Source organism: Gilliamella sp. B3817, from assembly GCF_026536705.1.
Taxonomy (GTDB): domain Bacteria; phylum Pseudomonadota; class Gammaproteobacteria; order Enterobacterales; family Orbaceae; genus Gilliamella; species Gilliamella apicola_I.
The window spans coordinates 599,644-626,444 of record NZ_JAFNNV010000001.1 but is presented as its reverse complement, the minus strand read 5'-3'; the positions used below and the strand labels follow the sequence as shown (position 1 = coordinate 626,444).

Below are 26,801 nucleotides of genomic sequence, written 5' to 3'. Positions count from 1 at the left end.
CCGAACTCAGAAGTGAAACGCCGTAGTGCCGATGGTAGTGTGGGTATTACCCATGTGAGAGTAGGGTGCCGCCAGACTTTTAAATTTTAAGTTATGCTATGTAATCATACCAAATACGGTGGAGCGGTAGTTCAGTTGGTTAGAATACCTGCCTGTCACGCAGGGGGTCGCGGGTTCGAGCCCCGTCCGTTCCGCCACCTTATTTAGGGGCGTAGTTCAATTGGTAGAGCACCGGTCTCCAAAACCGGGTGTTGGGAGTTCGAGACTCTCCGCCCCTGCCACAAAAAATCATGAATTTGTCTTAATTTTAGTCGTTTGATTATTTTTATCTATATAAATAAAAAAAATTTATTTACAGATTTACTTAGTTAATTATAATTTCCGCCCAACTACTTTTACAATCCAGAGGAAAAAAAATGGCTGAAAGTTTTGTAAGTCAACAACGTTTTTTTGATAATAAAAATTATCCACGAGGATTTTCTCGTCATGGCGATTTTACTATTAAAGAAGCACAAATTTTAGAAAAGCATGGTTGTGCATTTAAAGATCTTGATGCAGAAACAAAAAAACCGACAACAGCAGAAGAAAAATCATTTGTTGCAGTTTGTAAAGGTAAAAAAGAGCCTGCAACCGATTTTGAAAAAGTTTGGCTTAAATACCTTTCTCGTATTAATAAACCAAAACGTTTTCATACATTATCGGGTGGAAAACCGCAAATTGATGTAAACGATGATTTTGTCGATAATGATGACTGATTCTGTTAACCAATATTTTTGTGTAATTGAATTAACAGTCTATCCATAGAACGATAACTTAAAGCTTCTGAAATATGTTTTCGTTCTATGTTCTTTGAACCTTCTAAATCCGCAATTGTCCTAGATACTTTCAATATTCGGTGCCAAGCTCTAGCTGAAAGTCCTAACTTGATTAAGGCTTGTTCTAAATATTCATTATTATCGTCAGATAATTGGCAATAGTGTTCAATTTCACTTGCTTCTAATTGACTATTTAATTTTTTATTCCTATCAAATTGTGTATTTCTTGCCTGTAAAACTCTTTGCTTAATAGATACTGTTGATTCAGCAGATGCTTTTTTCTGACTTAGTGAACCTTTTGGTAAAAGTGGTACTTCTATAGAGATATCAAATCTATCAAGAAATGGACCAGAAAGTCGGTTCAAATAACGAATGACTTGTTGAGGCGTCGTTCTATTGTGTGTTCCTTGATAATGACCGGTAGGACTTGGATTCATAGCAGCAATAAGTTGGAATTTAGCTGGAAAGCGTATTTTAGCATTTGCTCTTGAAATAATAATTTCACCAGACTCAATGGGTTCTCTTAACGCATCTAAAACTTTACGATTAAATTCAGGTAATTCATCTAAAAATAATACGCCATTATGTGCCAGTGAAATTTCCCCCGGTTTTGGAATTGTTCCTCCACCAACTAGTGCTGCAGTTGACGCGCTATGATGTGGCGATCTAAAAGGCCGTTTACGCCAATTTTTAATTGAACCATTTAGACTGACTAAACTAGTGATAGCTGCACTCTCAAGAGCTTCATCATCGGTTAATGGCGGCAATAAAGAAGTTAAACGAGTGGCTAACATAGTTTTGCCTGTTCCAGGTGGTCCAATAAGCAATAAATTATGTCCACCAGCGGCTGCAATTTCTAAAGCTCTTTTAGCATGTTCTTGGCCTATGACATCTTGTAAATTAACTGTTTCACTTTCTACATCATCATTTAGACGGTAATTTACTTTAGATAAACTCACTTCATGATTGAGATGTTGACACAATTCAAATAAATTATTGGTGATTAATGCATTGCTATGATGAATTAAAGAAATTTCAGACTGATTTTCTGTTGAAATAATTAATGTGCGATGACTTTTTTGTGATGAAATCGCAGCAGGGATAGCACCTTTCACAGCGCGAATATTTCCAGATAGCGCCAGTTCACCTAAAAATTCATATTGCGATAAATCCTGAGCAGGAATTTGCTCCGTTGCCGCTAAAATTGCAATGGCAATCGGCAGATCGAAACGACTTCCTTCTTTAGGAAGATCAGCAGGTGATAGATTTACAGTTATTTTCTTGGCAGGAAACGTAAAACCACTGTTAATAATAGCGCTACGTACCCGATCTTTAGATTCTTTGACTGTTGCTTCAGGCAAACCAACTAATACAAAGCCTGGTAGTCCATTGCTAATATGGACTTCAACATTTATTAATGGTGCTTGTATACCAATAGATGCTCGTGTGTAGATAATTGCAAGTGACATAAAAATAATCATTAATGGTTAAAATGATTTATTATGTTACTTTGTTAAAATGAGAGAAGTGGCTTAATATTGGTTTATTGTGATGTAGTGTCCAATTAACATTGCCATTTTTCTTGAATAGTTAATTTTTATCAGTAAAAAACTTCGATACAAATAAACACACAAAAAATAAGCCAGCATTACTTAAAACTACTGATGGACTTGTCGGTGTGTCATAGAGAAATGAAAATAGTAAACCACTTAATACCGATATCATTCCAATAATAATTGAAAGTATAGCCATTACTTCAGGTGTTTTGGAAAAGTATCTAGCTGTAGCTGCAGGGATAATAAGTAAAGAGGTGATAATCAGTGCTCCCACGAATTTCATTGCAATACCAATAGTAAAGGCTAATAGGAGTGTTAGAATTAATTTTGTTAATCGAATATTAATACCTTGAATGAAAGCTAATTCTTCATTAACGGTAATAAAAAGAAAATCATTCCAGCGCCAAATCAATAATAAACCGATAAATATTACACCAATTACGATTTGAGAGATATCAGTGTAAGTTATCGATAACAGATCACCAAATAAGTAACCCATTAAATCAATCCGTATGTTTCCCATTAGACTGATTACAACTAAACCTAAAGATAACGCACTATGAGCAAGAATACCCAGTAATGTATCAATAGGAAGTTGTTTCTGGGATTCTAGCCAAAGTAATCCTAATGCTAAAATCAGTGTCACAAGAATTACTGCATAAAATAGATTAATATTTAATAAAAAACCAAAAGCAATACCGAGTAGAGCTGCATGAGATAAAGTATCACCAAAATAAGACATTCTACGCCAAACAACAAACGTTCCTAATGGACCGGTAATGGTTGTTAAGCTTAATCCAGCTAACAAAGAAGGTAATAACAATTCAATCATTTTAATGATCCCTTTCTATATGCATTAATTTATCATGTTGATGATCAGCCGATGTTCTACATAAGTCATGTTGGTGATTGTGATGATGTTTATACACAGCGATTTGTGATGCACCGTGTTGACCAAATAGGGAGACAAATTCAGGGTCATTTGACACAGTAGCAGGTGTACCCGAACAACAAATATGATGATTCAGACAGATGACTTCATCCGTTTTAGCCATGACTAAATGGAGATCATGCGAGACCATTAATACCCCACAATTAAATTGTTTTTTTGCATTAGCAATTAAATCATATAAAAGAATTTGTCCATTAACATCTACGCCTTGTGTCGGTTCATCAAGAATAAGTAATTGAGGCTGTTTTGCTAAAGCTTGAGCAAGTAAAACACGCTGTAATTCTCCACCCGACAATTGATGCATTGATTTATCGACTAAGTATTCTGCTTTAACAAGTGAAAGCGTTTTTAAAATATCGTCATTTTTTAATTGTTTATTTAACCGCATAAAACGCTTTACAGTAATAGGGAGAGTTGGGTTTAAATTTATCGATTGCGGAACATAACCAATTGTTAAATTCGGTAAACGACAAATCTGTCCCGAAGAGTGGGGTAGTAATCCTAATATGACTTTAACCAGCGTTGATTTACCTGCACCATTAGGCCCAAGTAATGTAATAATCTGATTTAGCTTAATAGCTAATGAAATATTATCTAATATTTTTTGATGATTGATTTCAACGGAGACATTTTCAAGTGAAATTAATTGAGTCATGTAACGGGTAGCCCTTGCTCACCTAAATGTTATGTTATATTATAACAATATTAAATTTTATTCTATCATAAATTATAGCATTGGATAATAACGTGAAAAATCATATCGTGAAGACTTTTAAACTGTTTATACAGTATTTAATAATCTTAACCCCAATATTAATAATACAAAGTGCAAGTAATTATGCTAATGCTACGGTTATATCGTCGGTTAAACCGATAGGTTTTATTACTCAAGCTATTACATCAGGCATCACTGATGCAGAAATTCTTTTACCGGACGGTGCTTCTCCTCATACTTATTCATTAAAACCTTCTGATTTAAAGAATATTAAGTCAGCGGAATTAGTTATTTGGGTTGGTGAAGATATGGAAACCTTTATGCCAACCTTATTGAAAAATATCGATAAACAAAAGCAAATTGAATTAATGGAAATTCCTGCAATTAAGACTTTGCTTCGAACTAATCACGATGATCATTCTCATGAAGAAATAAATCATCATCAATCAGACCATGATCATCATGGTGAATATGATGAACATATTTGGCTTTCGCCTGAAATAGCAAAAATTATTGCGCAATCCATTCATGATAAACTTATCACCCTTTATCCAGATAAAAAAATAAAAATTGACGAAAATCTAAACGAATTCACTATAAAATTATCTGAAACAGAACAAAACATTGCAAAAAAATTAATAAACGTCCAAAATAGAGGGTATTTTGTATTTCATGATGCCTATGGGTATTTTGAATCACAGTTTAGATTAAAAAATCTAGGTAGTTTTACTATAAATCCAGCAGTTCAACCGGGCGCTCAAAAAGTTTATGCTATTCAACAAAAGTTAAAAGAACACCAAGCAGTATGTGTTTTTATAGAGCCTCAGTTTAGCCCAGCAGTTATTGAAAAATTGGTTAATGGAACAAATGTCAGAATTGGAGAATTGAATCCTTTGGGGACCGATATAATGCCTTCAAAAGATGCGTATTTTCAATTTTTAATGAAATTAACTCAGCAATTGTTGGATTGTTTAGATAAATAATCAGATAGATAATAAATAGTTAAGGTTTATTTTGGCTCGAAAGATTGAAAATCGTCATATTGAAAAAAGCAAAGTGAAATTTCCCTATTTTTCAATATTAGGCGTTCTTCTTGTTGTTATCTTTTTTACGATATTATGGCGACCATTGAATTTGGATCGCACGGTTTATATACCGTTGAATCCTCAAGTTGAAACAACCGTGAATAATACTTCTGTGCCTGTAAGTATTGGAGAAGGTCAGGTTGAGTTAGTCGACGGTAATTCAAATTCTACAGTGATAGAATCCTCTGATGAACCGGAAGATGAAATTGTCAAAGATGACTTAGATAAAATCATTGATGAAAAAGATAATACTGTACAATATACCATTGTTCGGGGCGATACCTTACATGATATCTTATTACGCTATAACGTAAATCGAAATGATGTTTATGAATTAACGTCCAAATTTAAACAGCTTGCTAATTTAAGAATTGGTCAACAGTTGATGTGGACAACAGACGATGACCATAATTTACAAAACTTGAACTGGACTATCTCAAGTAACAATATCCGAATGTACGAAAAATCGGGTAATGACTTTGTTGAGAATTCAGAAACGGTCGAAGGAATTTTACAAGAAGTTGTTATTAAAGGTGAAATAAAATCTAATTTTATTGCTGATGCCCGTAAAAGTGGTTTAACTAGTACTGAAATCGGTATTATTACTCGTGCTTTACAATGGCGATTAGATTTTAAACGCTTACAAATTGGCGACAAATTTTCGGTTATTCTGTCTCGTGAGATGCATGGCGACCGTTTATCGAATAGCCAATTGTTAGCGGTTCGCTTCAAAAATGGCTCAAAAGACTATTATGCTGTTCTCGCCGATGACGGTAAATATTATGATATTAATGGAGATAGCTTATCCCAAAGTTTTTTCCGTTATCCATTAGCAAAAAAAGCGCGTGTTTCTTCTCAATTTAATCCTCGTCGTTTACACCCTGTGACAGGAAAAATAGCGCCTCATAATGGTGTTGATTTTGCGGTATCTCGTGGAACACCTGTCTTATCGGTGGGGAATGGTGAAGTTGTGATCGCTAAATATAGTGGATCAGCAGGTAATTATATCGCTATAAGGCATGGGCGTCAGTATATGACGACTTATATGCATTTAGATAAGATTCTAGTTAAACCAGGACAACAGGTTAAACAAGGTGAACAAATAGGATTGTCAGGCAATACTGGACGTTCAACAGGGCCACATTTACATTTCGAATTACATATCAATAACAAACCTGTGAATCCATTAACAGCTAATTTACCTATAGATGAAGGTTTAACAGGTAAATCTAAAAACGCTTTTGTTGCGAAAGTGAAAAGTATTAAACCACGACTAGAATTTAATAATTAATTTTGTAGATACACCATTTTAAGCTAAATATGTGCTAAATAAACAAGGCAGATATATCTTTGAAAAATTGTGTTATGATAACGAAATATATTTTATGACGAATTTTAGGTGAGCTTTGAATACTTCGACTAAATCTACAAAAAAGAAACCTACTCAAAAAGTAAAAAAAAATAAAAATAAAAAACGCTCACTTTGGCGCCGATTTTTGTCATTGCTATTTAAACTGTTTTTAGTTTTTGTGGCTGTGACCGTAATGTATGGTATTTATCTCGATCAACAAATAAAAGAACGCATAGATGGTAATGTTTGGGAATTACCTGCAGCTGTTTATGGTCAAATTATCGATCTTGAGCCAGAAAGTGAATACAGTTTAAGCGATGTTGTAACGTTGTTAATAGGTGCACAATATCGACAACAGGATACGCAAGCTACTCGACCCGGTGAATTCATCGTCAGTAATGATGCTGTTGAAATATACCGTCGCCCTTTTACTTTTCCTGATGGTGAAGAACAAGCTTTTCGAGTTAGAATTACGTTCTATGATAATCGAATAGATCGTATTACTAATTTAGATACAGGACGTGATTTTGGATTACTTAAGATCGATCCAAAATTAATTACAATGATGCACTCACCTAATGGAGAACAACGTTTATTTGTTCCTCTCAAAGCATTTCCTGATTCACTGATTAAAACTTTAGTTGCCACTGAGGATAAACGTTTTTATGATCATCATGGCGTGAGTTTATATTCGATTGGGCGAGCAATTTATGTCAACCTTACCACAGGTCGTACCGAAGGTGGAAGCACGTTAACTCAACAAACTGTAAAAAACTTATTTTTAACTAATGAACGTAGTTTAAGCCGTAAAATACGTGAAGCCTATATGGCGATGATTCTTGATGCTCGTTATAGTAAAGAACGTATCTTAGAGTTGTATTTAAACGAAGTTTACTTTGGACAAGCTGGGAGTGAGGAGATCCACGGTTTTCCACTTGCTAGCCTTTACTATTTTGGTCGTCCTGTTAATGAATTGACCCTCGATCAGCAAGCAGTTCTAGTTGGAATGGTAAAAGGGGCTTCGTTATATAATCCTTGGACGCAACCTAAACAAGTTTTAGAACGCCGAAATGTTGTTCTAAAGCTGACCGAGCAACAAGGAATTATTGATGATGAGTTATATAATCTATTAAGTCAGCGCCCACTATCTGTTTTACCAAAAGGTGGTGTTATTTCGCCACAACCTGCTTTTATGCAAGTTGTTCGTAGTGAATTAAGAAAGCAATTAGGTGATAAAGCAGATCACCTTTCAGGAATGAAGATTTTTACGACATTTGATCCTGTTGCCCAAGCAGCGGCAGAACAATCAGTTACGAATGAAATTGAAAAATTACGTAAATCAACTAATAAAGATTTACAAACAGCCATGGTTATTGTTAGCCGAGAAACCGGCGAAATTCGTGCAATTATTGGTAGTGCAGAGCCTCGTTATCCTGGTTACAACCGTGCATGGTTAACCCGAAGAGCAATTGGTTCACTTGCTAAGCCTTCAACATATTTAACAGCATTAGGGCAACCGGATCGTTTTCAACTTAATACGTGGTTGGATGATTCACCACTTTCAATAAAGCTTGATAATGGTTCGTACTGGCAACCGAAAAATTATGATCGTAAGTTTCGTGATCGTGTCATGTTAGTGGATGCTTTAGCACTTTCGTTAAATGTACCAACCGTCAACTTAGGGATGGCTCTTGGTCTTGATGCGACTAAAAATACCCTGCAAGCATTGGGTGTGCCAAGTGATCGTATTACGAATCTACCTTCACGGTTATTAGGTGCTTTAGAGTTAACACCTTTAGAAACAGCACAAATGTTCCAAACGATTGCAAACAATGGACAACGTTCGCCGTTATCTATTTTAAGATATGTACTAACGGATAAGGGAGAATTGGTATATCAAAACTATCCTAAACAGATTCAAGCTGTTTCACAGCAATCAGCTTATTTAACAACTTATGCTATGCAACAAGTTGTGGAATCGGGGACATCACGGTCTCTAAAACGAAAATATGGATCATTTAACTTAGCTGCTAAAACCGGAACCAGTAATGATTCTCGTGATAGTTGGTTTACAGGAATTGATGGTAAAAATGTCGCTGTTGTTTGGATTGGGTTGGATGACCATTCGCCAATGAAATTAACAGGTGCAACAGGTGCATTAAAAATATATAGTGAATACTTACAAAATAATCCACCTAAAAGGTTATCGCTCCCGATACCTCAAAATATCTACATGCTATCGATAGATGATAATGGTCAGTGGCAATGTGATGATCGTAGTGGTCGAAAATTACCTGTTTGGACAACCAATACACAAAGCTTATGTAACAACAATAATCAACCGACTCCAAGTCAGCAAGTACCAACTTGGGTCACTGAAATGTTAAATAATTAGGTGAAATAAAATGCCTGAATTACCCGAAGTGGAAACAAGCCGTCTAGGTATTTTGCCTTATTTAAAAGGACAAACTATAAAGCAAATAGTAGTTAGGCAACCAAAATTACGTTGGCCTGTTGATGAACTCATTCATCGTTCTCATGGAGAAGTCATTTTGGATGTCAAAAGACGTGCAAAATATTTGTTGATACAGCTAGCACATAATTGGATTATCATTCATTTGGGAATGTCTGGTAGTTTGCGTATTTTACTTGATGAACAACAGGAAGTAGCAAAGCATGATCATATAGACTTGGTTTTAGAAAATGGTGTTGTATTGCGTTATACTGATCCAAGACGTTTTGGTTCATGGCTCTGGGCTAATTCGCTTGAAGAGGTTTCTCAATTAAACCATTTGGGGCCTGAGCCTTTGAGTGATGCGTTTTCAGCAGAGTATCTGTTGGCGCAAGCGAAAAATCGTCAAATACCAATTAAAAGTTGGATTATGGATAATCATATTGTTGTTGGTGTAGGAAATATCTATGCATCGGAATCGTTGCATATGGCAAAAATTAATCCCAATCGAAAAGTGAATTCATTACAATTAGTCGAGTTTGAAAGATTAGTTTCAGCGATCAAGCAAGTTCTGACTAAATCGATTAAACAAGGTGGAACGACACTAAAAGACTTTCTTCAATCTAATGGAAAGCCTGGTTATTTTGCTCAAAAATTACAAGTATATGGGCGAGAAGGACAAGAATGCCATAATTGCAAAACTATAATAAAATCGCAAAAAATAGGTCAGCGGAATACTTTTTTTTGTGATAATTGTCAAAAATATTAAAAAACAAATGGATACTTATTTTTTTCAAAACAATAAATATGTTAATAAACACACTAGGCTAAAACATCTTTTCAGACAGTTAGAAAATTTTTAATTTTAAAACAATTATTTTTCTTTTTTTGATAACTCAAAAATTAAATTAGCATAACCAATCTTTTTAACAAAAAAAGCGTTAAAATTATATTAACCTTTTTATTCCATATACTATAGACTTGTTATTTAATATCGGCTATCTTTCTTAATGAAAAAGTATGTAGAAATTGTTGAAATATAAAAATTGCCATTTTTAAGTGATAATAATCGTATGTTTTAATTTTTATTACTTTTCTCCAACTACTAATATATAGTGAATCTAACGTAGTTATTTATGTTTAATTTAAGGAATTTAAGATGATCAAATACGCCTCTCGCTTTTTGATAATTTGTTCTATATTTTTATTTGCTTTAATCAGTAATAGTTGGGCAGATAATACAGGGATTCAAATAAATATTACTGAAGGTGTCAGTACCGCAAAGCCTATTGCTGTTTCACCATTTAAATGGACAGGATCGGGAGAACCACCCCAAATAATTGAAAATATTATTGCATCTGACTTACGCAATAGCGGTAAATTTAATCCAATCGATATCGCAAATATGCCACAAAAACCGACAACCGCATCTGAAGTTAATTCTGCTGTATGGAAAAATCTTGGCGTTTCAGCTGTTGTCGTCGGTTCAATTCAACCTGATGCTTCAGGGAAATACCACATTACTTATCAATTAATCGACACCGTTGATAAACCGGGTGCTATTTTGGCTGAAAACCAATTTACAATAAGTCAACGTTGGGTGCGTTTGGCAGCACATTCGGCAAGTGATGAGATATTCGAATCACTTACTGGAATTAAAGGTGCCTTTAGAACACGCATCGCTTATGTTGTAGAGACCAACAGAGGGCCGTACACGCATGAATTAAGAGTGTCAGACTATGATGGTTATGATCAAGTAACCGTTCATCGTTCTAAAGCCCCACTTATGTCACCAACTTGGTCTCCGGATGGTAAAAAATTAGCGTTTGTTACTTTCGAAAGTGGAAATTCTGCATTGGTCATGAAAAATTTAGAAAACGGCGCCATTGAAACCGTTGCTTCTTTCCCTCGACATAATGGTGCTCCCGCATTTTCACCTGATGGTACAAAGTTGGCATTTGCACTTTCTAAAGAAGGTAACTTAAATATTTATATTAAAGATTTAAATTCTAAACAAATCACTCAAATTACAACTGGTCGAAGTAATAATACTGAACCTTCTTGGATGCCAGATAGCCAAACAATTGTTTATACGTCAGATCAAGCTGGACGTCCACAACTTTACAGTATCAATATAAATGGTGGTACACCTCAAAGATTAACATGGGATAATACTCAAAATCAGAATGCTCGTGTTTCTCCAGATGGATCGTTTATTGCAATGATTTCAACTAACAATGGTGAACAACACATCACGAAATATGATATGGCAACCAAAACCTACCAAAGATTGACTGATACATTTTTGGATGAGACTCCAAGTATTGCGCCAAATGGTACCATGATTATTTACAGTTCGACGAAAGGATTAGGGTCGATTTTGAATCTTGTATCGACTGATGGCTTTTTTAAAGCTGAATTACCCGTATCAGATGGACAAGTGAAATTTCCATCTTGGTCACCTTATTTATAAATTACTGTCGAACTTGATAAATTAAAATGATAAATATTCAATTTATACTGAAGAGTTAAGAAATATAATATATCAACTTTATTTCCAAACTGGTAACAAACGATATTTGAAATCAGTTGGATCGGCTAAAAATAAATATTAATTTATTTAAAAACACAAAGGAGTTATTACAATGCAATTCTCTAAATATCTTAAGGTAGCAGCTATAGCTTTACCATTAATTGCTTTGACAGCATGTTCTTCTAAAAATGGTACCGACGCGAATGGTAATTTTAGCGATACTTTAACAAGAGAAGATCGTGCTTTGCTTGCAAGATTACAACAACAAGAAATGAATACTGTCTATTTCGATTTTGATAAATATAATGTTAAACCTGAATATAATCGCATGTTAGATGTTCATGCAGGTTTCTTACGTGCTCATACTTCAATGAAAGTTGTGATTCAAGGGCATGCTGATGAACGAGGAACACCAGAATATAATATCGCACTTGGTGAACGCCGTGCTGTAGCTGTTGCTTCTTATCTACAAGCGAATGGTGTCTCTTCTAGCCAAATGCTGATAAGATCATTTGGTAAAATGCAACCTGCCGTATTAGGTCATGATGAAGCTGCGTACGCTAAAAATCGTCGAGCGGTTGTTGTATATTAATTATATTTCATAACGGCTGAAGGTTCAGCCGTTAATTTTTTTATATTGAGTTTTCATTTATGCATAAAAAAATAATTACATCACTCACATTGCTTTTGTTTACCGGTTACGGTTATGCAGCAAGTAATGCTGAATTAGAAAGAATGATACAAGCACAAGGACAGTTATTGATTGAGAGTCAGCAAAAGATTAGTGATTTACAATCGGATGTAGATACCTTACGTGGTCAATTGGAATATACCAAATATCAACTAAATCAGACTATTGAACGTCAAAAAATGATTTTACAACAGATGACCAATGGTACCGAATTCTCATCAAATCAAACTAACAACTCATCTAATCAATCAACATCACAAACTACCCAAACTGAATCGAGTGCAACTTCATCAAATTTAATAAATTGGACAACCACAGGAAATGATAAAACCGATTATAATTTTATTATGCAATTTATTAGTGATGCTAATCAAAGTAATGAACTCATTTTAGCTTTTAAAAAGTTTTTAGAAACTTACCCAAAATCGATATATCGTGCTAATGTGAATTATTGGCTTGGTCAAGTTTATTATAAGCAAGGTAAAAAAGATGATGCGACGTTTCATTATGCAACGGTAGTGAAAGATTTTGCAAACTCAGCGAAAGCACCAGATAGTCTTTATAAAGTAGGCTTGATTTTACTTGAAAAAGGAGATAATAAGAATGCTAAAGCTGTTTTTCAACAAGTAGTCAATAAATACCCTAAAGATAAAAATGCGGTGAACCTTGCCAAAAAGAAACTCGCTTCACTTTAGTCAAAACGTATGAAAAACCAGCTTTTGAAAAAAAGCTTTCAGAAAAGGGTTGCATTACCTAATAATTATAAGTAATATAGCAACCCGAAATTGCTTGTACCTATAGCAAAAAAGGTGCAAAGCGTCTCTTCATAATGGGTTGTTAGCTCAGTCGGTAGAGCAGCGGACTTTTAATCCGTTTGTCGAGCGTTCGAATCGCTCACGACCCACCACTTTCTCTCTTTCAAAATCAAATTAGCAATCAATTGAATTTAACAAATCTTAGTGATCATATTTATCGGAAATAATATTAAACCATTATTCTGTTAAGCTTAAAAGATGGGTTAACACAACAAAAGGGTTAAAAAATTATGTTCATTTGTTAAATTTTCTCGATTTTAAAGCAATCTATTTTACAGCCTATCTATAGGATAGGGTAAATACAGAGACCTCCTTTTAATTAAATATACTCAAACCGCAATCCATTTAAACAACCATTGAATAACGCTTAATTTCAGTTAGATTTTAATATTCTTTGTCGCAATATTTTTATAAAACAGAAAATAAGTTGTAAATGTAAATAATAATCATTATCATATTTATTGTTGCTTTAACTTTAGCCAACTGAAACAAATTATAATAAAATGATAAAAGATAGGAAAAACAATGAAATTAAGTCATCAATTCGCTATTTTGGGGCTAATAAGTACAGTACCCTTTGTTAGCGCTCAAGATAAAATAGACGATGTTGCAAACATCGAAACAATGAAGGTTGTTGCCAACATTACCGATATCAATGACCAGCGAATAAAAAAATCATCAACCGCGACAAAAATGCCATTTGATATTAAAGATATACCTCAATCCATTAATTCCGTTAACATTGATCAAGAAAAAATTTTTGGACAAAATGATTTAAGTGTAATCGTCAATAAATTACCCGGTGTTGATACTACTTATGATATGCGGGATGAAGGCATAAAAATACGCGGTTTTTCCGCAAGTTCTGGCGATATTTATCGGGATGGTGTCCGTGCAAGTGGGCAAGTTAGGCAAAGTACAGCCAATATTGAACGCGTGGAAATATTAAAAGGTCCCGCTTCGGTACTCTATGGTCGTGGTTCTGGTGGGGGAATGATAAATATGATTAGTAAACAAGCTAATTTTGATTCACCTGCTGTTTTAAGCTTACGTAGTAGTTCATGGGATAAATATGGCGGTATGGTCGATATTAATCATGTTGTCGATGAGAAACTAGCGATCCGAATGACAGTTGATCACCAATCAGAAAAAAGTTTTCGCAAAGGAATTAAACAAAGAGACACCATGGTATCGCCAAGTATACTCTATGATAATTTAGACGGGTTTAATTGGTTAGTACAATATACTCATGATCACCTATGGCGTAAACCAGACCGAGGACCAGCTTACTATAATTTACCAAAAGGGGTTTCAATTAAAACAACCTATGCGCATCCTGATGATTACGTAAAAGATAATTTTAAATCATTACGTTCGGTGATAGGTTTTGAATTTAATGACGATTGGTCACTAAAATTAACTAACCTTTATCGTCAAGCGAGTCAAAATTTTGACCATATTTATGGTGGTGATTATTGTCATTTAAATGGCAAAACAAATAGTGGAAAAACGTGTAACTATGCAGGAAAACTACAATTTCGACGAGCTTGGCAAGAAACAGATAATAAAACCTATAGTAATACACTCGATGTAATAGGCAAATTTACTACAGCAAGTATCGGTCATGATATGTTAGTCGGCATTGAATATAATATTGAAAAACGTCAACCTAGATTAGCATTAACGAGTGTTTACCCTGAAGTCGTTGATCCTTACCATCCACACTGGAATTCTAAAAAACCACATTACAATAAGCTAAATACTAAAACGAATCATAAAGCGACTTCAAAAGGGATTTATTGGCAAGATTTAATGAGTTTTACATCACAATGGAAATTGTTGATGGGCTTACGCTATGACAATTACGAATTTGCATCAGATGATAAAATTAAACATCAAAGCCGTTCATATAATGGTCACTCGTTAAGCCCTCGAATCGGTTTAATTTGGCAACCTATCGAATCGCAAAGTTTTTATGCTTCCTATAGTAAAAATTTTGCACCTTATGGTGGACGAGGACTGATTACCATTTCAACAGACTCAAAAACGGTTTACGATAATAAACCACAATATTCAAGGCAATATGAAATAGGCGTAAAAAGTGATTGGTTAAATGATAAATTATCTTCTCAAATTGCACTTTATAATCTTGAATTATACAACGTTCGTTATCAACCCGATGCGGTGAACGATCCTTATAATTGGCAGGTAAAAGGCAGTGACCGTAGTCAAGGTATCGAGCTAAGTATCATCGGACAATTAACACCAAAATGGTACATTAACAGCGGTATTGGGTATCAGCAAGCTAAAGTTCATAAAGATAAAAAAATGCCAGTTAATCAAGGAAAATATTTGCCCAATACATCTAAGCATAGCGGTTACTTAAATATACGTTATTTGCCTTACGACAATTGGTTTACTGAAGTTGAGGTTAATTATAAGGGATCAATGTTTAATGATGATAAAAATCAATTTAAACGTCCTGGGTATGTTGTATGGAATGCTGCAATAGGGTATCAATCTTCTTCTTTTGAAATGACTTTTGCAGTAACAAATTTATTAGGAAAAGAATATTGGCGTTCAAGTAGTATGCCTGGCACGCCTAGAGCTGTATTGTTAACTGCAAGTTATAAATTATAACCAATGAAGAAATAAAAGCGGAATGAAATAAAAATCCTATATTGAATAATTGATGATAATATTTGTCTGATTAGTATTTCAATCCGCTTATTGTTTGAATAGTAACAATATTTCAATTCATAAACATTATTATTTATAAAAAAGCATGGTGAAATAAATGAATAATTTGTAGACTATGCCTATCATTTGTTTTTTGGCTCCTATCTTATCTATGAATTTATTAAAATCTTTAGCCACTGTAAGTTCAATGACAATGGTATCTCGAGTTTTAGGCTTTGTTCGAGATGCAATAATTGCACGTTTTTTTGGTGCAGGAATGGCTACCGATGCGTTTTTTGTGGCTTTTAAACTTCCTAATTTATTGAGACGAATATTTGCTGAAGGGGCTTTTTCACAAGCATTTGTCCCCATTTTGGCTGAATACAAAAATCAACAAGGGATCGAGGCAACACGGACTTTTATTGCGTATGTTGCCGGTCTATTAACATTAGTATTGGCTATCGTTACGTTAATTGGGGTAATGACTGCACCTTTTATTATTATGCTGACAGCGCCAGGTTTTATGCAAGAATCTATCGACAAATTTGAACTTGCAACCATCATGCTTCGCATCACTTTCCCCTATATCTTTTTTATTTCACTTGCTTCATTAGTTGGTGCCGTACTTAATACGTGGAATCGCTTTTCGGTTCCTGCTTTCGTACCGACATTGCTTAATATTAGCATGATTGTATTTACGCTATTTTTAACGCCTTATTTTAATCCACCGGTGCTGGCATTAGCGGTATCTGTCGTAGTCGGCGGCATTTTACAATTGCTTTATCAACTTCCGACTTTAAAAAAGATAGGTATGCTAGTGCTACCTCGTATCAATTTAAAAGATAGTGGTGTATGGCGAGTGTTGAAACAAATGGGGCCTGCAATTTTAGGGGTATCGGTTGGGCAAATATCTCTAATCATTAATACGATTTTTGCTTCTTTCTTAATTTCGGGATCGGTTTCATGGATGTATTATGCTGACCGATTAATGGAGTTCCCAGCTGGCGTACTGGGTGTCGCATTGGGTACCATTTTATTGCCGTCATTAGCTAAAAGCTTTTCAAATGGTGATCATAAACAATATTCGGAATTATTAGATTGGGGATTACGTCTCTGTTTTTTATTGGCTTTGCCAAGCACGGTCGCATTAGGTGTGATTTCTCGTCCACTCATCTCAACACTCTTTGAATATGGACAATTTACAATAAATGACACATTAATGACACAACGTGCTTTAATAGCTTATTCTATCGGTTTACTTGGACTTATTCTAATCAAAGTTTTGGCACCCGCTTTCTATTCCAGACAAGATATTAAGACACCTGTCAAAATTGCGATTGTCACATTAATTTTAACGCAACTAATGAATATGGTTTTTATTGGTCCACTACAACATGCTGGTCTTTCGTTATCAATTGGGCTGGCAGCATGTTTTAATGCTGGATTATTATTTTGGCAATTACGTAAAAAGGAACTTTATCAACCACAGCCAGGTTGGGGTAAATTTTTAATTAAAATTGTGATAGCGGTACTGTTAATGTCATTAGTATTATGGTTTGGATCGAAATTAGTACCAGATTGGTCAACGGGTTCAATGTTAATACGAATAAGTCGTTTATTGTTATTGGTCATGGTAGGTATCGTTATCTATTTTGCATCATTGATTGCAATGGGGTTTAAAATCAGGCATTTCATTAAACGAATTGATTAAATGATTTTTTCAAAATTTTATGAATAAACCGAATTATTGTAAGCATACCGCTTAATTGAAGTAGAGGCTGTCTTTATGACTTAAATGCAATAATTTAATCTAAAATATTCAGTTGGTTGGATATTAAAATCAGCGTTAAAATGAAAAAATACGATTGTTTGGCAAAAGAATATTTTTTACAAACATGGTTAACAAATAAGATAAATTTAAAACAACTATTAAGAATTAGCACAAAGTATTATACAATAGCCCGATATTTTCTAGAGTATAGCACAATGAGAGAATCATAATGAGCTGGATTGAAAAGATTTTAAGTAAAAATAATATATCATCAGATCATAAAAAAGCGAATATACCCGGTGGCGTTTGGACAAAATGCAGTAACTGTGAACAAGTCATTTACCAAGCTGAATTAGATCGTAATTTAGAGGTTTGTCCTAAGTGTGATCACCATATGCATATCCCTGCGCGCGTCAGGTTATACCATTTTTTAGATGAGGATTCAGATGTAGAAATTGGAACTGATCTTGCGCCAAAAGATATTTTAAAATTCAAAGATACTAAAAAATACAAAGACCGTTTAACTGCGGCTCAAAAAGAGACACGCGAAAAAGAAGCTATGGTTGTCATGAAAGGAACATTACTTGGTATTCCTGTTGTGGTTGCCTGTTTTGAATTCGCTTTCATTGGTGGATCGATGTCATCAGTTGTTGGGGCTTTATTTACCCGTGCTGCTGAACAAGCGATAGCCGATAAATGCCCGTTAATTTGTTTTTCAACAAGTGGCGGTGCAAGAATGCAAGAAGCACTTTATTCATTGATGCAAATGGCTAAAACCAGTGCAATACTTGCTAAAATGCAAGATGAAGGTTTACCTTATATTTCTGTCATGACCGATCCGACTATGGGTGGGGTTTCAGCTAGTTTAGCGATGCTAGGTGATATTAACATTGCCGAACCCAAAGCATTAATTGGTTTTGCAGGCCCACGCGTTATTCAACAAACTGTACGGGAAACTTTACCAGAAGGATTCCAACGAAGTGAGTTTTTACTGGAAAAAGGCGCAATTGATATGATCATTCATCGTAAAGAAATGAGACCTAAAATTGCCAGCCTAATTGCAAAATTAATGAAACTTCCCGATCCATTTAATGATGTGAATAACGATGAAATGACAATTGATGAGACAGTTTAATTGATCATGCAAAATGAAAAACCTAATGCCATGTCTGACTTAAAGACATGGCTTTGTTATTTAGAGCAACTACATCCTACTACTATTGATATGGGATTAGAGCGAGTAAAAATCATTGCTCAGCGTTTAGATATTTTGCAACCCGCTCCCTATGTTATTACGGTTGCAGGAACTAATGGTAAAGGTACAACTTGCCGAACATTGGAAATGATCTTACTCGCTTCAAAACGAAAAGTTGGCGTATATAGTTCTCCTCATTTATTACGTTTCACAGAGCGAGTAAGAATTAATAATCAAGAGTCAACAGCCCAAGAAACGGTTAACGCATTTGTAGAAATTGAAAAAGTTCGTGGTGATATTTCTTTAACTTATTTTGAATATGCAACACTTGCAGCACTTTATCAGTTTAAAAAAGCAAAATTAGATGTAGTTGTGTTGGAAGTTGGGTTAGGTGGACGACTGGATGCAACCAACATTGTTGATGCAGATATTGCTGTTATCACAACAATAGACATTGATCATGTAGATTATCTTGGAAATACTCGAGAAAGTATTGGGCGTGAAAAAGCCGGTATTTTTAAATCGAAAAGCATTGCTGTTGTTGGTGAGCAAAATGTTCCTGTCACCATTCCATTGGTGGCAGAATCAGTTAACTGTCCTATCTATACGGTAAATAGCGATTGGTCTTATCAACAAATTAATGATAATCAATGGTCTTTTGAATCCCCCTTGGCAAATTATCATCATTTACCGATAGCCAATGTTCCGTTAGCTAATGCTGTGACAGCAATTGCAGCATTAAGTTATTCTTCTTTAAATATTACCCAAGACGATATCGTTAAAGGATTAAAACAAGCAAGCTTAGTTGGCAGATTTCAGACGCTACAACATTCACCATTGGTTATTATTGATGTTGCTCATAACCCACATGCTGCAACTTATTTAATTAAACAATTAGCTCAATTAAAAGCTAAACAATCCAAAACAGGTAAAATAAGATTTGTTATTGGCATGTTGAAAGATAAAGATATAAAAAGTACATTATCCATTTTACAAGGCGATGTATGGTATTGCGCGACACTCTATGGTGAGCGAGGTTGCAAAGCTGAAGTATTAAAGCAATACTTGCTTGATAAAGAAGAAACCAGTGTTTTAACATTTGATCATGTGGCGGATGCTTATCAAAAAGCAATGCAAGATGCCAAAGATAATGATATTATCGTCGTATGTGGTTCATTTCATACGGTAGCTGAAGTTTTAGAGCAATATGAATTAAGTGAAATTAATCATGACGAAAGACAAAAATAACGCTTCAAATAATCAGAATAGAATGAGAAATCGACTTGTTGGTTTTGCCACTTTATTACTTATTTTAGCTTTGATAGCACCATGGATCATCACCGATAAATCGAATACAACAACATCGACTACGCCTATTTTACAACCGAACATAGTGAATCAGCAGTTTCAATCTGTCGAACATACTCCTGATGACAGCTTTACACAAAATAACTCAAGTGAGGTTGCTAATTTTCCTTATGCACTAGACACAGACCAAAATCCAAGTTCATTAATCTCACCTGAAATCAATGCAGAAGATGTCAATGAACCGATAACGACAGATCAAACGGTCACAACTACGCAAGATTCAAAATTATATATGATTCAGATAGCGGCATTAAGAAACAAGCAAAAGATTGAAGAACTTGTTGCGTTATTACGATTAAACAATTATAACGTTAAAGTTATTCCTAAAAAGCCAGAACCTAACCAATTAATAAAATTACAAGTTGGGCCTTATGCTAAAAGGGAGCAAGCAGAACAAGTAATCGATAATCTTAATAATTTAACAAAACAAAAAAGCATTATTATTACTAATTAAAAAAAAATTTGTTCAAAAATAAAAGTAATAAATAATATCTCCTATAAATAATTAATTGTGAGTTACTATGATGAATTGGATTGATTTTACTATTATTGGCGTAATAATTTTTTCCGCCATGGTCAGTATAATACGGGGCTTTGTTCGAGAAGCATTATCTCTGATTAGTTGGGTGCTGGCATTTTTCATTGCGAGCCGATTTTATGCTTATATTACTCAGTATTTAACCTATTTTGATAGCGAATTGATCCGTACTTCTGTCGCAATAGCTATCCTTTTCTTAGCGACATTACTCGTTTGCTCATTTATTTCTTATGTTATTGGCTTATTAGTCCAAAAAACAGGTTTATCCGGGACAGATCGAGTATTAGGCATCTGCTTTGGTGCATTACGTGGAATATTAGTGGTTGCAGCTGTTCTCTTTTTTATTGATACTTTCACTCCCTTCTCGCAATCGCAATACTGGAAAGAATCACAACTTATTCCTCATTTTCATGTTATTATTCGTTGGTTTTTTGATTTTATACAACATTCGTCTTCATTTTTAGTGCAGTAATTTTGAGGTAATCATTGTATGTGTGGTGTTGTTGGTATTTTAGGATGTAGTACAGTTAACCAATCTATCTATGATGCATTGACTGTATTGCAGCATCGAGGTCAAGATGCAGCGGGTATTGTAACCATTGATGAACAAAACTGCTTTCGTTTACGTAAAGCTAATGGTTTAGTTAAAGATGTTTTTCAAGAACATCATATGCAACGTTTGCAAGGTACATTAGGAATTGGACATGTACGGTATCCTACAGCAGGAAGTTCAAGTCCTTCAGAAGCTCAACCCTTCTACGTTAATTCGCCTTATGGCATAGCACTTGCACATAATGGTAACTTAACCAATGCTAACGAATTACGAAATAAAGTATTTGAATTAGCAAGACGCCATATTAACACTAATTCTGATTCAGAAGTGCTACTTAATATTTTCGCCAGTGAATTAGACAAATTTCCAACTTATCCCCTTTCTGCAGATAATATTTTTACCGCTATACGTCATGTACATAATATTATTAAAGGCGCTTACGCTTGTGTCGCAATGATTATTGGGCATGGATTGGTTGCATTTCGTGATCCCTATGGCATTCGTCCTTTAGTTATTGGTAAACGCATTTTAAATAATCAAAAAGTGGAGTATATGGTTGCTTCTGAAAGTGTTGCTTTAGATATACTTGATTTCGAATTTATACGTGATGTCGAACCCGGCGAAGCGATTTACATTACACAAGATGGGCAATTTTATTCACAACAATGTTCAGACAATCCCCAATATTATCCATGTATCTTTGAATACGTTTATTTTGCACGACCCGATTCGTTCATGAATGGGGTATCGGTTTATCAATCACGTATATTGATGGGACAAAAATTAGGTAAAAAAATAGCACGAGAATGGAAAGATGTTGATATTGATGTTGTGATTCCAATTCCTGAAACATCTTGCGATGCTGCGCTTGAGATTGCTAGAATTTTAAATAAACCCTATCGGCAGGGCTTTGTCAAAAATCGTTATGTTGGACGAACATTTATTATGCCAGGTCAAGCTACACGCAAACTTTCTGTAAGACGTAAACTTAATGCTAATCGCATTGAATTTGAAGGAAAGAATGTCCTTCTTGTCGATGACTCTATTGTTCGAGGTACAACTTCGGAAAAAATTTTGGAAATGGTTCGCTCTGTTGGTGCTAAAAAAGTTTATTTAGCTTCGGCTGCGCCAGAGATTAGGCATCCTAATGTATATGGAATTGACATGCCAACAGCCAGTGAGCTTATCGCTTATAATCGCACCGTCGAGCAAATTGCTAAAGATATTGGTGCAGATAGACTTATTTTTCAGGATCTATCTGACTTAATCGACTCAATCCGTGAAGAGAACCCTAAGATTCATCATTTCGAGTGTTCAGTGTTTGATGGGCAATATATTACAGACAGTATTGATGAAAGCTATTTGCTTCAATTAGAACAAACAAGAAATCAAAATCAAAAAGCTTTTAATAGTAAAGAATCAGAAAATCTTGAAATATATAATGAAGAACAATAATTAGTATTCTTGCTGAAAATGACATTTTTATAAAAAAAGATACTAATATTCTAATATTTCTATCTTTTTTATCTGCTTTATTTAGTATTAGATAAAGAGAACTAATGTATTATTAATATTATCAAATTGATAAATAAATCCCACGTTTTATTTTAATCTATCTCTCCTCATATTCTGAAGACATTTTCATCAAATCTTTACAAATATTTTAAAAAAGTTATTGAACAATGACTTCTTTGTAATATAATCTTAAAAAAAGTAATTTTTTGTAAAGAATTTTAAAGACAATAAAAATGCTATCGTTTTTTATTCTAAACAAAGAAGCTTTTTTATCAAAAAGCTGAATAAAACGTGTTTTTGATACATATATTATCAATAAAGTGAAATATGAGGAATGATTAAGATGAAAACAAATCTTAATTTAAAAATTGTTTCAACCTTAGTTGTTCTGGCATTAAATTGCCAGACAGCTATGGCATTGGATTCGAAACAAGGCACTTCTACTGTTGCTGTAGACAACAGTAAAGTTATTGAACTTAAAAATGGTATTAAAGTTCGAGAAATGGTTAACAATAAAAAGGCTAGCCTTTACCAAATAGCATTAATAAGTGGTATAAATGTTGACCAACTACGCAAAATGAACAATGGGCGCTTTGATAAAAAGGATGTGATTGAAGAAGGTGAGCTTCTCGTGCTTCCTGAAAACTCCCCACTACTACCTGCCATCAGTACAAGTAAAGCTGAAGATACTAAACAAAGCAAATATACAAATTTACCGGATTTAGGATCAGATGAAAATTATGATGTACAGGCAGATAAAGATAAGCTTGCAACTCATGTTGCTTATGCTTTACAGACATTAGCAACACAAGATTGGAAACAACTATTATCATCTGAAAATGGTGGCTTATCAAGTCAATTGGCCAATCGAGGTAAGGATTACGCAGAGGATTATTTACGCAGTAGTGTGAAAAATCATGTTGTTGATCCACTTCGTACCGCTGCCCAAGACTTCTTAGGGCGTTTTGGTACGGCTCAATTATCTTTTGACGTTAGTGATAAAGGACAATTTAGTAACGTCAACGTTAAACTATTTAGTCCTTGGTATGATACAGAAAATACCTTGATATTTAGTCAAATATCATTTCAAGAATATGAACATAAACGACGTATTGGAAATATTGGTATTGGTCAACGTTGGGACTTTGCAGATAAAAAATGGTTATTAGGCTATAACGTATTTTTGGATCATGACTTTCAACGTTCACACAATCGTTTAGGTTTAGGTGTTGAGGCTTGGAGTGACTACATGAAACTTGCAGCTAACTATTATCATCCATTATCAAATTGGAAACAATCTCGTGATTTTGATGATTATTTAGAACGTGCTGCAAAAGGTTTTGATGTTCGTTTTCAAGGTTATTTACCACAGTACCCTCATTTAGGTGGTTCATTAATGTATGAACAATACTTTGGTGATAAAGTGGCATTATTTGGTAAAGATAACCTACAAAAAAATCCTAGAGCAGTGACAGCAAGCGTTGATTACACACCTGTGCCACTTTTTACCCTCAAAGCGGAACATAAGCGAGGACAAAATAATCAAAAAGCCACTTCTGCTTCATTGACGATGAATTATCGTATGGGGGTTCCTTTAAAAGATCAGTTAGATCCCGATATGGTTCAAGCAGCACGTTCATTAGCTGGTAGTCGTTATGACTTAGTTGATCGTAACAACTATATCGTTCTTGAATATAAAGAGAAAAAATTAAGTGTTGATTTAGGACTTGGATCTTTACAACTCGTTGAAGGACAAAGTTATGATGTTAGTATCGCTGTTTATAATGCGAAAGGATTAAGCAGTGTAAAATGGAATGGTGATATGTTTGAAATTGATGCAAATGGTGGATTCCTTTGTTATACAACAGGTATTTGTACATCTTCATCATGGGCTACACCAAAAGCAGATACTCAAAATTGGAAAATTGTTGCACCAAGTTATGTAGATGAAAATGGTAAACGTCATCCAATTCAATCTAATGGTAAATATACCTTATCTGTTTCCGTTACCGATAAAAAAGGTCGTTCAGCAACATCAAATCAAGTGTCATTTGAAGTTATCCCCGATCCTGTCATGCGTAAGATTGGTCTTTGGGCTGTTGATCGTAACGGCAATAAAACCACAATGGCTTCTAATTCAGCCGATGGTCTCAGTGCTATAACATTGATTGCCAGCCTTGTAAAGCCGAAGGTACCAAATGGAACAATTTCGGCAATAGAGGATGCAGTTGGTTTTAGTGATGAACAACTCATGAACCGAATTCCAGACTCATTTGATTCTGTACTTAAAGGCTGGACAGCAACAAGTAATGGCAAAAAAATCACCTTAATTGATGGTACTTCGGGTCAAGTAACGTCTTGTCCTAAACAAGAACCTTGTGTCATTGTGAAATCCTTTGAAAAAATCAAAATGGGTCAAAAAATTTCTGCTAAGGCAGCTACTGCTGGAGGCATGGATGCAATTGGTGATAGTTATGCATTAGATGTCGCTTCTAATATTGAAGGGGTGGTTGAATTTTCCACTTCAATAGATCAATTTGGTGCATCGTTCAATAAAGTATCCATAGATTTTGCTGGTGGTCAAGCCGGATTAATTAAAGTTTATCGAAGTGATGGGGTATTGGTTGCGACTCAAGCTGGAAACTTATTAGAGTTTGATCCTAATGGTTCAAAAGAGTGGAAAGTTGATAATGAATATTATGTCAAAGCATATGCGGCAGATGGTGTCACTGAAATGAATAGTCCATATGTGATTTGGTCTCTTGTGGGGTCTAATGCGGTTGCATGTCCTAATGGAGCGGCAACAGCAGCATTACCTGATGCAAGCAACAAACCAAATGGGCCTTGGTTTAATGTCGCAATGGGATATAACGCACATTATAAAATTAGAAGTATAAAAACAGGTAGTTATGCAACTTCTGGTTCGAGCATTATCGCTAATGCTGATGCTCCACAAGAGTTAAATCTTGATCCGATAAACGCAACGCCTTCAGCATGTGCAGGTGATCAAGGTTTTAGATTACAAGTATTTGTTAAATAGAATGGTTAATTAAAAAAGTGTTTTAGATAACCCATTTATAAGGGTTATCTAAAAGTTAAATACAAAACGGTGTATATTATTTTTGATATACAATAATTAATAAATGAAAAATAGGAAGTTAAACATGAAAAGTTTAATGATAAAAAATATTGCTTTAGGTCTGTTAATCGCTGGATGTGCAGCAAGTAACGCATATGCACTTAGCGGTGTGAGTGCTAAATATATAGTGGGTAATGCACCTGTAATTAAAAGTCTTGGCGGTCAAGATCACAGTTTAACAGTGTCAGTATCCTCTGATGCTGATGGTAACAATACCGTGGGTGGTCGAGCTGCAAAAGTTAATGATTATGTCGTTATCGAGTATACTTTACATGATGAAGATGGTGACAGCGATCCTTCAGGTAAAGTAGTAAAAGAAACGTTTAAAGCATTTTATAAAAGTGCGTCTGGTGAATGGAAAGAAGCCAGTTTAGCTGACTCAGATATTAAGTTCAGTAATGGTAAAATTACGTTTAAAATTACAAATGAGTTTGCTGGTGCAACACGAATTGGTTTCAAAGTATTAGAAAAAACTGAGTTTGGTTTACCATATACAAATAAATGGTTAAAAGTTGCTGATATTTGGAGTACGCAAGCACCAGGACAAGTGGATACATTAGATCCGACAGATCCAAGTAAAGCCCCTACTGATGATACTAATGGCCCGAATAAAGACGAAATAGGTAGTAACCCTAATGATGGTCCAGGTGAACAAAAAGATCCGAATAAAATTACAAGTGGACCAATTGAATCTGATGACATGAGGGTCTACATTTTAGCTGCTGATTCAAATGATAACTATAGTATAGCGGGTAGTACTTTCGTACCTAAACAAGGCGGAAAATATCGAGCTGTGGTATGGTTAGATTCTAATGGCAATGGTGCTTTAGATAGTGGTGAAGCTGACTTATCTGCAAATTACAACTTTACTTGGGAGTTAGACGGTACTTATGCCGGTGTTGGAGCGACAACAGATTCGTTAGCACAAAATCAAAATATAACATTAGGTCAACTTAACAACGATTCAATGTACAGTACGACCTACAAAGCAGGTGCTCAAGGTTATAAACTCAAAGTTACCGCAACCGCAAAATAATGCTTATTTAAGACAGATAAAAAACCACTCAAACGAGTGGTT

General features: G+C 34.7%; 20 protein-coding genes and 3 tRNA genes. 20 read left to right on the top strand and 3 right to left on the bottom strand.

The annotated features are described in order from the left end of the window. Window positions 1-120: 120 nt before the first annotated feature. The 3 genes from J3U36_RS02720 (at window position 121) to J3U36_RS02710 (ending at window position 755) form a co-directional block, all read left to right on the top strand. Window positions 121-197, top strand: a tRNA-Asp gene (locus tag J3U36_RS02720). An 8-nt stretch (window positions 198-205) separates the two neighbouring features. Beyond that, window positions 206-281 (top strand) — tRNA-Trp (locus J3U36_RS02715). A 135-nt stretch (window positions 282-416) separates the two neighbouring features. Further along, window positions 417-755 (top strand): DUF413 domain-containing protein, encoded by a 339-nt coding sequence (locus J3U36_RS02710; RefSeq protein WP_065557810.1) that lies wholly within the window; start codon window positions 417-419, stop codon window positions 753-755. A 5-nt stretch (window positions 756-760) separates the two neighbouring features. Here J3U36_RS02710 and J3U36_RS02705 read toward each other — a convergent pair whose 3' ends face one another. The 3 genes from J3U36_RS02705 to znuC form a co-directional block, all read right to left on the bottom strand. Beyond that, on the bottom strand, window positions 761-2,284 hold the full coding sequence (locus J3U36_RS02705; RefSeq protein WP_267351443.1) for a YifB family Mg chelatase-like AAA ATPase: 1,524 nt from the start codon (window positions 2,282-2,284) through the stop codon (window positions 761-763). Between the two features lie 121 nt (window positions 2,285-2,405). Beyond that, window positions 2,406-3,203 (bottom strand): zinc ABC transporter permease subunit ZnuB, encoded by a 798-nt coding sequence (znuB, locus tag J3U36_RS02700; protein WP_267351445.1) that lies wholly within the window; start codon window positions 3,201-3,203, stop codon window positions 2,406-2,408. A gap of 1 nt (window position 3,204) precedes the next feature. Further along, window positions 3,205-3,978, bottom strand: a complete 774-nt coding sequence (gene znuC, locus J3U36_RS02695) for a zinc ABC transporter ATP-binding protein ZnuC (RefSeq protein WP_267360448.1) — start codon at window positions 3,976-3,978, stop codon at window positions 3,205-3,207. A 92-nt stretch (window positions 3,979-4,070) separates the two neighbouring features. Between znuC and znuA the strand changes: the two genes are divergently transcribed. The 17 genes from znuA to J3U36_RS02610 all read left to right on the top strand — a co-directional run bounded on the left by znuA (window position 4,071) and on the right by J3U36_RS02610 (window position 26,759). Continuing rightward, the gene (gene znuA / locus J3U36_RS02690; RefSeq protein ID WP_267351448.1) at window positions 4,071-5,021 is read left to right on the top strand and encodes a zinc ABC transporter substrate-binding protein ZnuA; all 951 of its coding nucleotides are present in this window, start codon (window positions 4,071-4,073) and stop codon (window positions 5,019-5,021) included. A 31-nt stretch (window positions 5,022-5,052) separates the two neighbouring features. Next, the gene (mepM, locus tag J3U36_RS02685; protein WP_267351450.1) at window positions 5,053-6,414 is read left to right on the top strand and encodes a murein DD-endopeptidase MepM; all 1,362 of its coding nucleotides are present in this window, start codon (window positions 5,053-5,055) and stop codon (window positions 6,412-6,414) included. Between the two features lie 115 nt (window positions 6,415-6,529). Next, on the top strand, window positions 6,530-8,869 hold the full coding sequence (mrcB, locus tag J3U36_RS02680; protein ID WP_267378387.1) for a bifunctional glycosyl transferase/transpeptidase: 2,340 nt from the start codon (window positions 6,530-6,532) through the stop codon (window positions 8,867-8,869). A gap of 10 nt (window positions 8,870-8,879) precedes the next feature. Continuing rightward, window positions 8,880-9,695 (top strand): bifunctional DNA-formamidopyrimidine glycosylase/DNA-(apurinic or apyrimidinic site) lyase, encoded by an 816-nt coding sequence (gene mutM / locus J3U36_RS02675; protein WP_267378384.1) that lies wholly within the window; start codon window positions 8,880-8,882, stop codon window positions 9,693-9,695. 393 nt (window positions 9,696-10,088) lie between these two features. Further along, a complete protein-coding gene (tolB, locus tag J3U36_RS02670) occupies window positions 10,089-11,399 on the top strand; it encodes a Tol-Pal system beta propeller repeat protein TolB (RefSeq protein WP_416379818.1) in 1,311 nt (436 codons plus the stop codon). A 172-nt stretch (window positions 11,400-11,571) separates the two neighbouring features. Then, window positions 11,572-12,051, top strand: a complete 480-nt coding sequence (gene pal / locus J3U36_RS02665) for a peptidoglycan-associated lipoprotein Pal (RefSeq protein WP_267351457.1) — start codon at window positions 11,572-11,574, stop codon at window positions 12,049-12,051. A 59-nt stretch (window positions 12,052-12,110) separates the two neighbouring features. Continuing rightward, complete coding sequence (gene ybgF, locus J3U36_RS02660; RefSeq protein ID WP_267378379.1) at window positions 12,111-12,845, top strand: tol-pal system protein YbgF; 735 nt, start codon at window positions 12,111-12,113, stop codon at window positions 12,843-12,845. 136 nt (window positions 12,846-12,981) lie between these two features. Beyond that, window positions 12,982-13,057: transfer RNA gene (locus J3U36_RS02655), tRNA-Lys, on the top strand. Window positions 13,058-13,490: 433 nt separating this feature from the next. Then, window positions 13,491-15,605, top strand: a complete 2,115-nt coding sequence (locus J3U36_RS02650) for a TonB-dependent receptor (RefSeq protein WP_267378377.1) — start codon at window positions 13,491-13,493, stop codon at window positions 15,603-15,605. 211 nt (window positions 15,606-15,816) lie between these two features. Further along, a complete protein-coding gene (gene murJ, locus J3U36_RS02645) occupies window positions 15,817-17,355 on the top strand; it encodes a murein biosynthesis integral membrane protein MurJ (RefSeq protein ID WP_267378374.1) in 1,539 nt (512 codons plus the stop codon). A gap of 289 nt (window positions 17,356-17,644) precedes the next feature. After that, window positions 17,645-18,550: an acetyl-CoA carboxylase, carboxyltransferase subunit beta gene (gene accD / locus J3U36_RS02640; protein ID WP_267351462.1), complete on the top strand. Its 906-nt coding sequence runs from the start codon at window positions 17,645-17,647 to the stop codon at window positions 18,548-18,550. A 3-nt stretch (window positions 18,551-18,553) separates the two neighbouring features. Continuing rightward, window positions 18,554-19,858 carry a bifunctional tetrahydrofolate synthase/dihydrofolate synthase gene (gene folC, locus J3U36_RS02635; protein ID WP_416379817.1) on the top strand — a complete coding sequence of 435 codons (1,305 nt, stop codon included), beginning with the start codon at window positions 18,554-18,556 and terminating at the stop codon, window positions 19,856-19,858. Continuing rightward, on the top strand, window positions 19,839-20,432 hold the full coding sequence (locus tag J3U36_RS02630; RefSeq protein ID WP_267351465.1) for an SPOR domain-containing protein: 594 nt from the start codon (window positions 19,839-19,841) through the stop codon (window positions 20,430-20,432). The genes folC and J3U36_RS02630 overlap by 20 nt, the downstream gene beginning before the upstream one ends. 70 nt (window positions 20,433-20,502) lie before the next feature. Then, window positions 20,503-20,988 carry a CvpA family protein gene (locus J3U36_RS02625; RefSeq protein WP_411597324.1) on the top strand — a complete coding sequence of 162 codons (486 nt, stop codon included), beginning with the start codon at window positions 20,503-20,505 and terminating at the stop codon, window positions 20,986-20,988. A gap of 18 nt (window positions 20,989-21,006) precedes the next feature. Next, window positions 21,007-22,524 carry an amidophosphoribosyltransferase gene (gene purF / locus J3U36_RS02620; protein ID WP_267378369.1) on the top strand — a complete coding sequence of 506 codons (1,518 nt, stop codon included), beginning with the start codon at window positions 21,007-21,009 and terminating at the stop codon, window positions 22,522-22,524. A gap of 403 nt (window positions 22,525-22,927) precedes the next feature. After that, window positions 22,928-25,624, top strand: coding sequence for an inverse autotransporter beta domain-containing protein (locus J3U36_RS02615; RefSeq protein ID WP_267378367.1), 2,697 nt, complete (start codon window positions 22,928-22,930; stop codon window positions 25,622-25,624). Window positions 25,625-25,748: 124 nt separating this feature from the next. Continuing rightward, a complete protein-coding gene (locus J3U36_RS02610) occupies window positions 25,749-26,759 on the top strand; it encodes a hypothetical protein (RefSeq protein WP_267351473.1) in 1,011 nt (336 codons plus the stop codon). Window positions 26,760-26,801: the final 42 nt, after the last annotated feature.